This is a genomic window from Bdellovibrio sp. BCCA (genome assembly GCF_037996825.1).
In the GTDB taxonomy this organism is placed as follows: Bacteria; Bdellovibrionota; Bdellovibrionia; order Bdellovibrionales; family Bdellovibrionaceae; genus Bdellovibrio.
Window position 1 is genome coordinate 2,728,871 of sequence record NZ_JBBNAC010000001.1, and the last position, 15,401, is coordinate 2,744,271.

Here is a 15,401-nt window from a genome sequence, read left to right on the forward strand (position 1 = left end):
TCTATGGATAAAACTTAATTAAGCGAATACTCGATAGGAACTGTAATAACCCAAGAGGTTTTTTGGATTTCTTGCGGGAAGGGTTTCATTCCGTCGATGCCTTTGACCAATTCGTGTGCGGCCTTGTTGAGGGAATCGTAAGGAGTTTTTTCTACGATCTCACTTTCTTTGAGAGATCCATCAGCGCCTAGAGTAAATCGCATTGTTACTTTTCCGGTGTGGCCCATTTTTTTTGCCATCATTGGATAGCGTTTGCGGCGCTCTAATAGTTTTTTTATTTCGTAGAGGTATCTTTGCTCTGGGGAAACTTCGATGCCGTTGGCGACACCTTCTTTGCCTTCTAATGCGCCTTTTTCTGATGTGCCCGCCAATGAGCCCATCGTTTTTCCAGATGAGACTTGTCGAGGTTCTGTTGTCGCTTCTACTTTTTCATTTTTCAATGCAGGCGCATCGGAGTCGTCAGCGGCGACGGCTGTTTTTATTTTTACCGGTTTGGCTTCTTCGATTTTTGGGGCTCGTTCCTGGCCTCCATCGCCGTACATGAGTTCCACTCCCACTGGTAATGGAACTATTTCTGGAGTGGCCAATGAAAGACCCAACAAGAAAGCTCCTCCGTGCAATAAGGCAGAGAGAAGAATTGTTTTATTTATGTTTAAAGAAATTCTCGGTAATTTCATAGGCTTCGCTTAAGACGCAGTTATAAGGTTGGATCTTTAAAAACTCAATCTTCGGGTCCTAAAATGTATTAAATGCATTTAAAGGCGTCTTGATTTCCTGCAAATGAAAATCTACTGAAAAACGGTTCTTCGTTTAAGAACTATGCAGGATTCGCAAATTTGCGCTTCGTGGGACTTCTGTAATTCTCGTTCCTTGTTTCTTTCGTTTTAAGGCGTTCGAAGCTCAGCACAGAGCTTGCTTCTTGAGCCTCGTTGACTTTTTCAAAAGGAATTCGCGATGAAAAGAATGGCTTGCACTTTGGCGATGCTGATGGGATTTAGTGCGGTGGCTAACGATGGCAGTGTCTATGGTATGGGCGGCATTGGTCGCGCTTCTGACGGAAATTCGACGGGCTATCAAGGTGGTCAGTATGGCTATGAATACAAGACCGGACAAAACTCTCGCGTCGGTGTGATGTACTACAACGAAGGCACTCCAGAGAACAATCATCGCGATGGTTTTGCGGTGATGGGTTGGTACAATCAACCGATTACGAAAGATCTTTCTATTCAAGCCGGTGTAGGTCCTTATTACTCGATGAACACGACAACTGTGAATGGCGAGCAACTCAATGATAAAAAATTGGGAGCCATGGCGGCCATCGCCGTTCTTTATCGTATCTATGGATCTCACTTTGACCTGCGCGCACAATACACGCATGCGCAAGTTCCAGGAGCCGTGAATACGGACACTCTTTTTGTCGGAGTCGGTTACAACTTTACTGATGCTCGTGAAGAGGTCGTTCGCAGAAATATTGAAGCCAGCGTATGGGGAGGAAACTCCCACACCACTCGCGGTGGAGCAGACATGGTTCGCGGCTTCCAAGTGGAGGTGCAAAAACTTGCGACTCCGAATGTTGCTTACTCTGTCAGCGTGATTCATGAAGGAAATACGGGCGTTGTCGATCGCAAAGGTGTAGCCGGACAAGTTTGGTATGTGACGAAGACTGAAAACAATTGGACCTTCAGTGTTGGCGCGGGACCTTACATCGCACGCGATGACATTGAAGATCGTACAAAACTTTTAGGTCTTGTGAGTTTAGGTGCTTCTAAGAACGTCACAAAAACTGTGAAAGTCGGCGTTCGTTTTAATCGCGTTGTCACTGGCAATCACAAAGACCAAGACATGTTCCTGATCGGTGTCGAGAAGAAATTCTAAGACGACACAGCCGCTGCGCTCTTCGCGGGCTTCTTAAAGAAATAAGTCGTTCCCGCGATAAGTACAAAAATCAGTGCCACAATACAAACACCCGTCCACTGCGCCTGTGACCAGGCAATACTGGCGAGCAAAGATCCTGCGGCTCCCCCGATAAAATAAAAAAACATATAGGCCGTGTTCAGTCGGCTTCGAGCCTCAGGAATCAATGAAAACACCCGGCTCTGATTGGACACGTGAGCTACTTGCAATCCCACATCCATGATCACAACTCCAATACTAAGAGCGATCAAAGAAGTTCCTCCCCAGAAAAGATAAATCAAAAATGAAATTCCCATCATGGCGATGCCATAGCCCACCGTCTGACGTGGACTGCGACGGTCGGCAAGTCTCCCCACAAGAGGAGCTGCCAACGCTCCCGACGCTCCTAAAATTCCAAAAAGTCCCACTGTCTTCGCTCCGAGGTTGAAAGCAGGAGATTCCATCAAATAAATCAACGTAGCCCAGAAGGCACTAAAAGCACCAAACATCATCGAGCCAAACACCATCGACTCACGAAGAACGGGAAGCTCTTTCACGAGTTGAATAACGGATTTGAGAAGTCCCACATAACTTCCCGAAAAGCTCGGTTCACTTTGTGGAAGGGCTCCGCGCAAAACGAAAGCTAAGATGACGAGCACAACAGAAGCCGAACCGAACATCACGCGCCAACCAAAAAGGTCGCCGATAAAACCAGAAACTGTGCGTGCTAAAAGAATTCCTAAAAGCATTCCACTCATCACCATACCCACCGTCTGTCCCCTTTTTTGTGGAGAAGAAAGATGAGCAGCAAAAGGAATAATATATTGCGGAGTCATTGTCGCAAGACCCAAGAGCAGACTTAAAACAATCACGAAATAAATATTCGGCGACAACGCCACACCAATCAAACAAACTGCTGACACCAGTGTTGAAATAAAAATCAGACGACGTCTTTCAAAGCGGTCGCCTAAAGGACTTAAGAAAAACATGCCGAGGGCATATCCCAACTGCGTGCCTGTCGGAATCCATCCCATCACAGCGGCACTGGCTCCAAAAGTATTTTGAATTTGATGAAGCAGTGGTTGGCAGTAATAAAGATTTGCAACACACAACCCCGTTGCAACCGTCATCACCCAAAGGACAAAAGAAGTAAGATTTTGTTTCATAGATAGCCTCAGACTCGAAAGGTACGGACTTACTTTTGGTTGATACTTGCGTCTAACGCGCAAGCGCTACCAAAAGTAAGTCCGTACCTATTAAAAAAGGGGCTTTGTCAGCCCCTTTTTGTTTTAAACGTATGATCCTCTTTTGATTTTTTCCAGGATCAGTTTCTCTGTTTTGATTGGATCTTTTGGATCGACAGAGAAGTAAGATTGCTGCTCGCAACGTACTTTTTCTTTGATCAACCAGCGGAGGATGTCCGCCAAGTTTTTATTTTTCTTGTCCAAGAAGAACGGATCGTTTTCCAAAGCATCTTTGGCTTTTTTCAAAGCGCGCGCTTCGGCTGGATCGGATTCTCTGACTTTGTAGTGAGGAAGATCGTATTTTTTTACGTCTTCTGGCAACACACCCAAGAATTTTACATTCGGTGCAGAGAAGTCAGCGTTACGGATCAAAGAGGCCGCAGAACCGGCTTTCAAAGTACGGTAGATGTTTTGCAATGTGTACGCATCGAGATCTCCGAAGAAGTACATTGGCACGTCCAACTCTTCTTGGATCAATTTGGCCCAACCACGAACACCGTTTGACGGAACCCCTTGAGCACCCATCACGATACAGTTGTTACGTTTTGTGAATCCCATTGTAACCAGCGTATTCGCCGTACCTTCAGATTCCACGATCAAGCAGAAATCGATTTTCTTTTTCGCTTTTAGTTTCAAAGCTTGCGGTTTGTTCTTCGGTTGGAACGGAGATGTTCCCAATGTCGAAAGATCAATCACCGCGCGGTCACCGTCTGGCAAAGTCTCAGTCACAACCAATTGTTGAGAATAAGTCTGCCCACCACGGTCATTGGCGAAAACGTTTAATTCTTCACGATACACTTCAAGCATATCCCCGATAAAATCGATGATTGCATCTGATTCCGGTTGGTCTTCGAAATCCAAAGGTTTCAAACGTGGGTTGCCTTTGATTTCACCTTTACAGATGTAGTAAAGCTCACGCTTCGTATTGACGTTTCCAACATCCAGGTTACGAAGCAGGATTTCAAGAATGAAAACCACACGCGCAAGTTTTTGCACGGAAGACACGTTCAATTCCGTACGAACAACTTTATCACCCGGAGTGAGGTAACCCACTTTCGAGTTGTACAAAGAGTTGTCCAAAGATGTTTTGACCGCCTCTAAAACAGGGCGCTTCGACATCTCAAGGTCTTTCAACATTTTGTCAGCCAAAATGCGGGCTTCTTTAGGAATATCAATTTTTAATTCGCGAATGCTTAATAGTTTTGCCATTACGCTTTTTTCCCAGTCGTTTTCTTAGTAGTAGTTACGGCTTTTTTGGTCGTTGTTTTCTTTGTTCCTTGCGGTTCAGAAGCCTCTTCAACCAACTCTTCAGAAGAAATCACGTCGATATCTTCGTCGTCTCCGTGAGAAATACCTTTTTTCTTCTCGCGTTGTTTTTGCGCAAGAAGTTTGGATTCCGCGGCTTCCAAGTCAGCCATCGCCTCTTCAGAGTCACGGCCCAAAAGTTTTTTCAAACCTTCTTCCGCTTTTTTCTTACGAGATTCTGGAGCTTTGATGATGCTTGCCAAACCTTCAACAAGGATGGGACCAAACTGCTCGATGTGCGCCAATTTTCTTTCAAGGTCGGCTTCTTTCACTTCTTTTTTGATGTGACGAGAAAGCTTTTGACCTGCTTGGATCAACGCCAAACGGATTTCTGCTACCAACTCTTCGGAAGCATCAATCGTTTCTTTCGAAGCATTTTTAAATTTAATGAATGGAGACACGATGGAAACCGCGAAAATATACGGTCCTAGCGGCAAGCTGTCTTTCGGCTGGCCCAAACCATATGTTTTCCAGTTCACAGACTCAATCGCCCATGTGATCGCGCAACCGGATTTATCGAATTGCAATGGAACACGGTTCGCAAAACGAAGCAAAGTCACTGGAGAATCCGGAGATTGATTGCGGTCTTTAAAACGCGCCAAAGCGACTTCCACCACGACAGGTTTAAAGTCACAGATAGTCGGTTTACGAGTCACAACCGCGAAGAAGTCGATTTCACCTAGACGAATAATCGACTTAGAAAGAGCTTCCTCCCCCACAGTCAAAACAGATCTTGTCGATGGCGCCATCAACTCTGTGTTTTGCACAGCTTGGAAAACTTTTTTGAAGTCTTCTTCAGTAAGTGACGTCAAAGGCTTTTCAAGAAGGCTTTTTGGAAGACCTTTTTTCACGAACTCTGAAATAGATTGATCAGAAATACGAGAGAAACCTGTCTTCAAGAACTTAGATAAAGTCGTTTTACCGAACAAAGTGGAATGAGTGATGAACTCACCTAGTTTGAACGTGTGAGGATGTGGCAAAGACGCCTCTGGAATTTGCGGAACTTCTTGGCTCACGCGAGTCACAGTGACGAAATCGTTCTCCATCAATTTATAAGTGACAGTCATATGAGGGTTCACAAGGATTGTGCCCTCAATATAAGTCACGATACCACCGTCACCGTTAAGCTGAATACGTCCGTCAAGAACGAACTCAACGCGAGTTCCGTGGTCACGATCCCAATCCAAAGTTTCTTTATTTTTTAGAACACCCGTATTGGATTTGATATCCACGTCGACTTGTGCCGACACGGCTTTACGCATTTTTTTAGTCTTAGAAACAACGTTCACACCACGGGCATTGGTCATTTGCGCCCATGTTGTTGCTGCAGAAATACCGATACCTTGTTGTCCGCGTGAACATTGTCCACGGCCAAATTTAGAAGACGCAAGATACTCACCATATACTTTTGCGAGATCTTCAGCTTCGATTCCCGGCCCGTTATCTTCGACAACGATGCGAATTAAATCAGTATTTTTAGTTGAACCAGTTCCGACTTTTGAAACTTCAATCAAAAGATCTGGAAGAATACCGGCCTGCTCACACGCATCCAAAGAGTTGTCTACGGCCTCTTTCAAAGTCGTCAAAACGGCTTTCAATGGAGACGAGAATCCCACTTGTTGGAGGTTCTTCGCAAAATATTCAGCGGTACTACTTTTAGTAATCTTACTCACGGTCGCTTGATCCTTCACGAGATGTTAACGAAAATTAATGAATGACTTTGTTAGGTTAACGCCAACGCAGGGGGTTAAAGCAAGACTAAAGCCTCAACGCTGCGTGGTGTAATTTTGAATATGAGGAATCACAACTCACAACTAAACAAATTTGATGTTACAAAACTTCCTATGAATTCATCATCCGGATTGAGCTTATCACAGAGATTCAAAGTTCATAGTGAGAATATTTGCGCCTTGATCGGCGAGACAGGTTTGGTAATTCGTCCCTATTCCAATTCCTCTCTCTCGTTTTTTGCATTGCTTCCAAGTGAAGAGCAGCTTCAGGTGATCCGCGATTTGCAAATTTATTATCAAATCTGTCTCGATGTGAAAATGGAGGGTGGATTTTTAAGAGACCCTCGTCACTTTACCGAAAAAGCACTTCTGCGACTGGGACTGGAAGCAGACTCGTTTATTCTTGATCAAATTCGACCGAATCATCTCGTTGAAGCATATAGTTTTTCGCAGACGCAGATTTTTCGAACTCTGCTCTTTTTTGAGGTTTGCAGCTACACCCTCGAAGATCTTTACTGTCGTAAATGGTACAACCTCTACGAGCGAACCGCTGAGGATCAGAGAAGTCTTGAAGAGACGCTGAAAACTTTTATGGCGGATATTTCAAAACCTTTGGCAGTTCACAATAAAGAACATGTGATTAAAGAGAGAGACTCCTTAGAACGTCTAGCCATCCGCAATCAAATGTTATGGATGGCTCCTCTGAAAAAAGATGGAAATACAGAGGCTATCTTGACCATAGCCACGGCGTCGCTCGCATAGAGTTCCAATTCAACGTCTCAAACTGAGAAAAACCCCACCAATAATTTATAAAAATCCTTGCAGAGCCGATAAGTTAACCATGAACTTTCCCGGTACGTACTTGGTGCTATTCTTGTCGTTCTTCATTTCGTCCTTTGTTCAGGCGGCCCCTAATGCTTTGACTTATCAGGGACGTATTTTGAAGGCTGACGGAACTCCGTTAACCTACAATAACACTAGTTTTCTTTTTGAAATCACGAATCCTGCCGGCACTTGTGTGATTTATCGCGAGCAGCGCGACGGCATCAACATGCTTAATTCAGGTGGTGTCTTTGACATCCCCATTGGATCTGGCACAAAACTTTTTCCAACAGATCCTTTGGTCACACTTTTAGATTCTTTTAACAATTCCAAGATTCATGATTGTTACGGTGGTTCGACTTATGCTGCTTCCGCCGGAGACATCCGTCTTTTGAAAGTTCAGTTCCACGATGGCAGTGGTTGGAAGGTGATTTCACCATCAAGTGAAATTCGCTCTGTTCCCTATTCTGCTTACGCTCTTTCGGCACAAAAACTGGGAACAAAAACGGAGAATGACTTCTTCGTAAAAACGGGAGTGCCAAGCTGTGCCGGGAATGAATTTTTAACTTGGAATGGAGCCGCTCTTTCTTGTGCCCCTGTGACAGGTGCGAGTGGTGGTACTGTGACGAGCGTCACGTCTTCGAACTCTTATGTAACGATTACGAATAATACTTCGACTCCTGTCGTGACTTTGAATGTTGGTACGACGGCAGGAACTGTGGCTGCTGGTAACGATGCGCGCTTTAGTGACGCGCGTGTTCCTACGGGTGCTGCTGGTGGAGATTTAGCGGGAACTTATCCGAATCCTTCCGTGGCGAAAATTCAAAGTGTTGCGGTTTCTAATGCAGCACCTACCAACGGGAATTTTTTAAAGTTTGATGGCACTCAGTGGATTGGTGCTGCCATTGGGATGAGTGATGTTACGAATTTGAATTCCTCTTTGAGTAATTATCATACGGTGGCTGCGTTTAATTCTGCCGTGGGAAGTGCTAACTGTGCGGCTCATCAGACTCCTTATTGGAATTCGGTTTCTGGTTCTTTTCAATGTCAGTCCATCAACGTTTCTGTTGCGGGTGACGTGAGCGGAACCATTGGTGCTGTTTCCGTAAATAAAATCAAAGGTGTTGATGTTGATACGACCGGATTAACTTCTGGCCAGGTTTTAAAATATGATGGCACGAAGTGGGCTCCGGCGGCGGATTCAAATGCTGGTGGGACTGTTACGAATATTGCGACTGGTACGGGTTTAAGTGGCGGACCTATCACATCTACAGGAACTATTTCTTTAGCTAACACTGCGGTGACTTCTGGATCTTATGGTTCAACTACACAAGTAGGTACTTTTACCGTTGATGCTCAAGGACGTTTAACTGCGGCTTCAAATTCAGCCATCGCATTTCCTGTGACTTCTGTTGCAACTAAAATTGGTGCTGTCACTTTAGATTATGGTGACATAAACAGTGCCGCTTCAAAATATCTCACTTACAAACCTAACAATGTCGCTTGTGCTGATGGCCAAGTGATTAAGTGGATCGCTGCCAACTCTCGTTGGGAGTGTGCAAGTGATACAGATACCAACGCTGGCGGTACTGTTACGAATATCGCGACAGGTACAGGTCTTAGCGGTGGACCGATTACTTCTACTGGAACTATTTCTTTAGCAAACACGGCCGTGACGGCAGGATCTTATACTCGCGCAAATATAACTGTCGATGCTCAAGGTCGCTTGACCGCTGCAAGCAATGGTGCGGCTGTGAATCTTGCAACTGAAGTCACTGGCACTCTGCCAGTAGCGAATGGTGGTACAGGACAGACAACAGTGACGGCGGCATTCAACGGTCTTTCTCCAAGCACAACTAAAGGTGATTTGATTGTTCATGATGGTACGAATGATATTCGTTTGCCTGTCGGAACAAATGGACAAGTATTATCAGCAAACTCTGCGCAGGCATCGGGTCTTCAGTGGATCACACCAACAAACGGAACTGTAACGAATGTTACGGGAACAGCTCCGATTGTTGTGGCGACAGGCTCAACGACTCCCGCAATTTCAATTAACGATGCAACCACTTCAACAAAAGGGGCTGTGCAAGTTGGTGCGGGTATCGCTGTGACATCAGGAACTATCAGTGCTGATCCAGCGAACTTCCCTTCTGCTGTGCCGGTTAATAAAGGTGGTACTGGAGCAACTTCTCTTACAGCAAATAGACTTCTTGCTTCGAATGGAACTGGTTCTGCAGTAACCACATTTAACTGCGCCGTCGGTCAGATGATTTCTTTCGATGCCACGGGGTTGATGATTTGCTCAACCTTCACAACAGGTTCCGTGTTTTTAAACGGTGGAAACTCTTTTGGTGCGGACGCGACGTTAGGAACCAACGATAACTACGCTTTAAATCTCGAAACTAACAATGCGACACGAATGACCGTCACTTCTAGCGGTTATGTCGGAATTGGAACCTCAAGCCCGGCGGCTCAGCTTCACGTATACAACGCAGCTTCAAATCCTCCTGGCACGACTGCAAAATTTCAACTGGCGCCCGCTCTTACTGCGGATATGCCTTCAAACCTTCATGGATCGTGGTCCACGATCATGCCGAGCACTTCGTATAATTTTACCGGTGCTTTATACGGAGCTGTGAACCGTATCGAAACGGCGGCCGGTCAAACGGGAACAATAAACGGTGCGCTGGGCTCCGTTAGTGATGTTTATCATAAATCTGCCAGCCCTATTTCTGCCGCGACAGGAGCTTCGGGAGCGATCTACAATCAATCAACAGGCACCATCAGTTCTGCCAAAGCCGGTTCGTTCAGCGTTTCCAATACGGGCGGAGGAACGGTCACAACAGGATATGGCGTTTATATCGGTCCTGTGGAGGCGACAAATAAATATGGCCTCTATCAATCAGATGCAACGAACACGAACTATTTCGCAGGAAACGTGGGCATCGGAGCCGCGAGCCCCGTTCAGACTCTTCACATAGCTGGCGGTGGTGGTGAAGAAGGTTCCCCCGGAATTTTCATCCAAGATCCGACGACAAGCAATGCTTATGGAGGCAGCCTTTACTATGACGATCGCGGCGGCTTGAATGTTTTCAAAATGGGTGTCGTCAGTAACAACGCCGAGACGGGCTATATTGCTATGAACCGTGACAACGGAAACTTGGGTTTGGGTATTGCAAATCCTCTCTTTAAATTTCACATAAATGGTGATTCACCAGGAAACGCGGATCAAACAGTTGTTCAGATTGGTAACCCTGCAGCCACGGGCGCGGGACCTCTGTACTTAACCTACAATGCGCCGATGCTTTCAGGGAACTCTTACTTTAATAACGGATGGAAGTATGGCGGAGGCGCTGGTAAACCCGCGAGCATCGGCCTGGCGAATGGAATTTCATTTCAAACAGATGATGCGGCTGTAGGTGCAGCAGGAGCCGCGGTCAACTTTACAACTAAAATGACGCTGACCTCGGCTGGCAATTTAGGTATTGGTACGGCTTCTCCAAATGCCTTGCTTCATGTGAATGGGAGTGCCTATGTTAATTCAATCATCGGTGGACAGCTTAATGGCTCAGGCAATTTCCATCTTGATGCATGGAATACCGGCGCAGATAGAGGTGTGTATCTAAATTGGTCCGGCGGAACCGGCGGAGCCAAAGTCGGAAACGGTTCATCCAACTGGGGACCCATTTCTGCTTCGGCCTTCAACACGTCTTCCGACAGACGCTTGAAAGAAAATATTCATACAATTCCGCAAGTCTTAGACAAAGTTCTTCAACTTGATCCGGTGACATTCACGTGGAAAGATCCGATCCGTAACAAACAAGAAGGCGAAAGACTTGGTTTGATTGCGCAAAATGTAGAAAAAATCTTTCCTCAAGCCGTGCGTGTTGATCATGGAGAAAACACCCTTCCTGGTGGCACCAAGCTTGTGACATATCCGGATTTGATTGCTCCGCTTATAGGCGCGATCAAAGAACTCTACCACAAGTGGACGAGTGATTCTCAAGAATTGCATGAGACCATTGACAGACAATCACGTGAGATTGCTTCTATTAAAGAAGAGAACAACCAAGTGAAGACTGAGAACGAAAGAATTAAAAAAGAGAATGAAGAGATCAAAGCCCGTCTAGACCGACTGGAAAAACTTGTCTCACACTGAGACTGCTTTCTTACTTTTGTCTTAAAATAAGGTATTTTCTTAATCGAACCTTAACGGCTACTTAGGGAACACCCGATAAGTAAGACATGACCTGGTTGAACTCTCGAACGTACATGTATTTCCTGGTTACATTCTTTGTGCAGTTTTCACTGCATGCAGCGCCTAATGCTTTAACCTATCAGGGACGTATTCTTAAAGCCGACGGCTCTCCTCTTGAATACAATAACACCAGTTTCTTATTTGAAATTACAAGTCCCAATGGCAACTGCGTGATCTATCGTGAACAACGTGACGGCGTGAACATGGTCAACTCCAAAGGGGTCTTTGATGTGCCGATTGGATCCGGCACGAAGTTGTTTCCAACAGATCCATTGTTCACGCTTTTAGATTCTTTTAATAACTCAAAAACTCATGACTGTTATGGTGGAGCGACTTACACGGCTGCTACTGGCGACATTCGCCTTTTGAAGGTTCAGTTTCATGATGGCAGTGGTTGGAAAGTGATTTCTCCTTCGAGTGAAATCCGCTCAGTGCCCTACTCTGCTTATGCTTTGTCGGCAGAGAAGTTGGGCACAAAAACAGAGAGTGACTTCGTTTTGAAAACAGGAGTTCCAACTTGTTCATCAAATGAGTTTTTAAGCTGGAATGGCTCCGCGATGTTTTGTGCTCCGGTTACCGGAGCGAGCGGTGGCACAGTGACGAATGTGACTTCGACAAATGGTTATGTCACGGTCACCAATAACACTTCGACCCCGACCGTGACATTGAATGTAGGCACAACGGCAGGAACTGTGGCTGCTGGTGATGATGCGCGCTTTACAAATGCTCGTATTCCAACAGGACCTGCTGGCGGAGATTTATCCGGGACTTATCCAAACCCTTCAGTGGCTAAGCTTCAGGGAGCCACAGTTTCTAATGCAACCCCGATTTCAGGGCACTTTTTAAAGTTTGACGGAACTCAGTGGGGTGGCTCTGCGATTGCGATCAGTGATGTTACGAATTTGTCTTCGACTTTAAGTGGTTATCATACGATTGCGGCGTTTAATTCCGCAGTGGGAAGTGCGAACTGTGCGGCACATCAGACTCCGTACTGGAATTCGATCTCTGGATCTTTTCAATGTCAGGCGATCAATGTTTCTGTTGCGGGTGACGTGAGTGGAACCATTGGCGCTGTATCTGTTAACAAAATCAAAGGTGTTGATGTTGATACAACCGGATTAACTTCTGGCCAAGTTTTAAAATACGACGGAACAAAGTGGGCTCCGGCTAATGATTCAAATGCAGGCGGTACTGTCACAAACGTTGCAACTGGTACTGGTCTTAGTGGTGGACCTATTACTTCTACAGGAACTATCTCTTTAGCTAACACCGCAGTGACTGTGGGTTCCTATGGTTCCACAACTCAAGTTGGAACTTTCACTGTTGATGCTCAAGGACGTTTAACTGCGGCTTCAAATTCAGCAATTGCATTTCCCGTGACTTCGGTTGCAACTAAGACTGGTGCAGTGACTTTGGATTATGGCGATATTAACAATGCGGCCTCTAAATATTTGACTTATAAGCCCAACAACGTGGCATGTGCTGATGGCCAAGTCATTAAATGGATCGCCGCCAACTCCCGTTGGGAATGTGCAAACGATGTCGATACAAATGCTGGTGGAACTGTTACAAACGTAACAAGTGCTAATAGCTATTTGTCTGTAGCAACAGGAAACACAACTCCCGTTCTAACTTTGAATGTAGGTACAGTTGCTAACACTGTCGCTGCTGGTAATGACCTGCGTTTTACAGATGCTCGCACACCAACAGGCGCAGCGGGTGGAGACCTTAATGGAACTTATCCAAATCCAACATTAGTAGCAACGGCTGTCACTGCAGGTTCCTATGGTTCAACTACGCAAGTTGGAACATTCACTGTAGATAGCAAAGGCCGCTTAACAGCAGCTTCAAATGCAGCCATCGCGTTCCCCGTGACTTCAGTCGCAACAAAAACTGGTGCAGTCACTTTAGATTATGGTGACATAAACAATGCCGCTTCAAAATATCTAACTTACAAACCAAACAACGTCGCTTGTACCGACGGCCAAGTTTTGAAATGGATTGCAGCAAACAATCGTTGGGAATGTGCGAACGACACGGACACTTCGTCCGGCGGCACCGTTACGAATATCGCAACAGGCACTGGATTAAGTGGTGGACCCATCACTTCAACTGGAACTATTTCTTTAGCAAACACAGCTGTGACTGCGGGATCTTATACTCGGGCCAATATCACTGTCGATGCTCAAGGTCGTTTAACCGCTGCGAGTAATGGTGCTGCCGTAAACTTAGCAACCGAAGTCACGGGCACTTTACCGATTGTAAATGGCGGTACGGGACAGACGACAGCGACGGCGGCTTTCAATGGTCTTTCACCAAGCACCACGAAAGGTGACTTGATTGTTCATGATGGTACGAACGATATTCGTTTGCCGGTCGGAACCAACGGACAAGTTCTATCAGCAAACTCGGCGCAAGCATCAGGTCTTCAATGGATCACTCCAACAAATGGAACCGTGACTAATGTCACTGGAACGGCTCCGATTGTTGTTGCGACAGGTTCGACAACTCCTGCGATTTCAATTAATGATGCAACGACATCAGCAAAAGGTGCCGTTCAAGTTGGTGCTGGTATTGCTGTGACAGCAGGAACTATCAGTGCAGATCCTGCGAACTTTCCTTCTACCGTTCCTGTGAGCAAAGGTGGTACAGGAGCGGCCTCCTTCACAGCGAATAGATTGATCGTTTCAAACGGCAGCGGAAACGCGCTTTCGACTTTCAACTGCAGCATAGGTCAAATCGTCACTTTTGATGCTTCTGGAATCATGGGTTGTACCAACTATTCATCTTCAGGAGTTTTCGCTAACGGCGGAAATAGCTTTGCCGCTGATGCCACTCTAGGTACCAACGACACCTATGCTTTGAACTTTGAAACAAACAACGCCGCAAGAATGACAATCACATCCGGCGGTAACGTCGGGATTGCAACAACATCTCCAAGCACAACTTTAGAAGTGGTCGATACAACCGGCAATACAAGTCGCGGGATCACGTCGACAACATACGCCACATCAAATCCCGGTGGACTTGTACAAACTCGCGGAGCCCGAGGCACAGCAAGTGCTCCGACGGCATTGAACAATCTGGATACTTTCTCTTGGTTTGCGATGGCCGGTTATGACGGAACTGCGTTTTCTGTTCAGACTCAACCCACTGGAGTCAGTGGTGCCGCCACAGAAAACTGGTCGTCAACAGGTCATGGTTCTGCCTTGCGTTTTACAACGACAACCAATGGAGCAGTGAACGGCGCAGAAAGAATGCGCATTGATCACAACGGAAACGTTGGTATAAATACCGTGGCTCCGACAGCAAAGTTGGAAGTTGCTGGCGATGCCAAAGTCACGGGTAATTTATTTGGTGCTGTTAAAGACACTTCAGGTAATGCGCTCAAATCCTGTGCAGGAAGATCTGGTACAACCTGGACTTACTATTCCATCAATGCAGCAAGCACAGGATCTTGTGGTGCTTACATCGACGTCAACACAGCAGCATGTGGATTCACAACTGTGTTTAAATATTTCCCAAGTCTCGGGGGAAGTGGCGGTCATTGGGTCACGACAGGAGGAAACTCCGTTTACAATCCGACGGCAACGGGCTTTCGTATTTACATCAATTTAAATGGCTCTTACGACGCAACGACTTGCAACGCTTCAACCCTTCCCCACAACTCTTTGGTATTTTATATCGACTGGCTCGCCGTCGGAATGTAGTCAGTCCTCAGAGGAGGATTCAGAGTCTGATTGGGAACTCTGCGACAGCTCTTCTAAAGCCATCTCCGCGCGGGTCTTATAACCCTTTTTCGTATTGCAGTCTTTGCAAGAAGGAACGCAGTTGTTTTTATTCGACTTCCCGCCACGAGCGATCGGAATTAAGTGATCCATTGTGAGATCGGCGGGTTTAAAGCGATTCCCGCAATGATAACAAAGGCCCTTTCCCAACTCCTGCTTCCACCACTGACTCATACGCAATTCACGGGCTTTCGCCTTTTCGCGTTTTTGGTGTTCTGGGGATGCGGGAGAAAAGAAATAGTCCATAGAGAGGGTTATAAACTAAGTCCTGCTCCGCCGCAAGCGGCAGGAACTAGACCAAAGATAAGGGGTTTTTAAGTAAATATTCGGGACTCTTTTACCGATAAAAGCTTGGAGA

9 protein-coding genes are annotated in these 15,401 nt (G+C 46.0%); 4 read left to right on the forward strand and 5 right to left on the reverse strand.

Annotation, left to right across the window (positions count from 1 at the left end):
• Positions 1-14: 14 nt before the first annotated feature.
• Complete coding sequence (locus AAAA78_RS13245) at positions 15-677, reverse strand: energy transducer TonB (protein WP_340592534.1); 663 nt, start codon at positions 675-677, stop codon at positions 15-17.
• A 277-nt stretch (positions 678-954) separates the two neighbouring features.
• Between AAAA78_RS13245 and AAAA78_RS13250 the strand changes: the two genes are divergently transcribed.
• Positions 955-1,875 carry an outer membrane beta-barrel protein gene (locus AAAA78_RS13250; RefSeq protein ID WP_340592535.1) on the forward strand — a complete coding sequence of 307 codons (921 nt, stop codon included), beginning with the start codon at positions 955-957 and terminating at the stop codon, positions 1,873-1,875.
• Here the strand turns inward: AAAA78_RS13250 and AAAA78_RS13255 are convergent.
• From AAAA78_RS13255 to AAAA78_RS13265, 3 genes are all read right to left on the reverse strand, one after another.
• Positions 1,872-3,059, reverse strand: coding sequence for an MFS transporter (locus tag AAAA78_RS13255; protein WP_340592536.1), 1,188 nt, complete (start codon positions 3,057-3,059; stop codon positions 1,872-1,874). The genes AAAA78_RS13250 and AAAA78_RS13255 overlap by 4 nt on opposite strands.
• 123 nt (positions 3,060-3,182) lie before the next feature.
• A complete protein-coding gene (locus tag AAAA78_RS13260) occupies positions 3,183-4,346 on the reverse strand; it encodes a DNA topoisomerase VI (protein WP_295905931.1) in 1,164 nt (387 codons plus the stop codon).
• On the reverse strand, positions 4,346-6,115 hold the full coding sequence (locus tag AAAA78_RS13265; RefSeq protein ID WP_295905930.1) for a DNA topoisomerase VI subunit B: 1,770 nt from the start codon (positions 6,113-6,115) through the stop codon (positions 4,346-4,348). The genes AAAA78_RS13260 and AAAA78_RS13265 overlap by 1 nt, the downstream gene beginning before the upstream one ends.
• A gap of 171 nt (positions 6,116-6,286) precedes the next feature.
• On the opposite strand from AAAA78_RS13265, the gene AAAA78_RS13270 reads away from it, so the two are divergent.
• The 3 genes from AAAA78_RS13270 to AAAA78_RS13280 all read left to right on the forward strand — a co-directional run bounded on the left by AAAA78_RS13270 (position 6,287) and on the right by AAAA78_RS13280 (position 14,965).
• Positions 6,287-6,934 carry a hypothetical protein gene (locus AAAA78_RS13270; RefSeq protein ID WP_340592537.1) on the forward strand — a complete coding sequence of 216 codons (648 nt, stop codon included), beginning with the start codon at positions 6,287-6,289 and terminating at the stop codon, positions 6,932-6,934.
• Between the two features lie 79 nt (positions 6,935-7,013).
• On the forward strand, positions 7,014-11,156 hold the full coding sequence (locus tag AAAA78_RS13275) for a tail fiber domain-containing protein (protein ID WP_340592538.1): 4,143 nt from the start codon (positions 7,014-7,016) through the stop codon (positions 11,154-11,156).
• Positions 11,157-11,242: 86 nt separating this feature from the next.
• Positions 11,243-14,965 carry a beta strand repeat-containing protein gene (locus tag AAAA78_RS13280; RefSeq protein WP_445291984.1) on the forward strand — a complete coding sequence of 1,241 codons (3,723 nt, stop codon included), beginning with the start codon at positions 11,243-11,245 and terminating at the stop codon, positions 14,963-14,965.
• Here the strand turns inward: AAAA78_RS13280 and AAAA78_RS13285 are convergent, their stop codons facing one another.
• On the reverse strand, positions 14,966-15,289 hold the full coding sequence (locus AAAA78_RS13285) for an HNH endonuclease (RefSeq protein WP_340592539.1): 324 nt from the start codon (positions 15,287-15,289) through the stop codon (positions 14,966-14,968).
• Between the last annotated feature and the right edge of the window lie 112 nt (positions 15,290-15,401).

What these genes read in the sequence shown, in the direction of transcription:
- AAAA78_RS13255 (WP_340592536.1), bottom strand. Translation starts at nt 3,059, where the DNA reads ATGAAACAAAATCTTACTTCTTTTGTCCTTTGGGTGATGACGGTTGCA.
- AAAA78_RS13250 (WP_340592535.1), top strand. Translation starts at nt 955, where the DNA reads ATGAAAAGAATGGCTTGCACTTTGGCGATGCTGATGGGATTTAGTGCG.
- AAAA78_RS13285 (WP_340592539.1), bottom strand. Translation starts at nt 15,289, where the DNA reads ATGGACTATTTCTTTTCTCCCGCATCCCCAGAACACCAAAAACGCGAA.
- AAAA78_RS13245 (WP_340592534.1), bottom strand. Translation starts at nt 677, where the DNA reads ATGAAATTACCGAGAATTTCTTTAAACATAAATAAAACAATTCTTCTC.
- AAAA78_RS13260 (WP_295905931.1), bottom strand. Translation starts at nt 4,346, where the DNA reads ATGGCAAAACTATTAAGCATTCGCGAATTAAAAATTGATATTCCTAAA.
- AAAA78_RS13275 (WP_340592538.1), top strand. Translation starts at nt 7,014, where the DNA reads ATGAACTTTCCCGGTACGTACTTGGTGCTATTCTTGTCGTTCTTCATT.
- AAAA78_RS13280 (WP_445291984.1), top strand. Translation starts at nt 11,243, where the DNA reads ATGACCTGGTTGAACTCTCGAACGTACATGTATTTCCTGGTTACATTC.
- AAAA78_RS13270 (WP_340592537.1), top strand. Translation starts at nt 6,287, where the DNA reads ATGAATTCATCATCCGGATTGAGCTTATCACAGAGATTCAAAGTTCAT.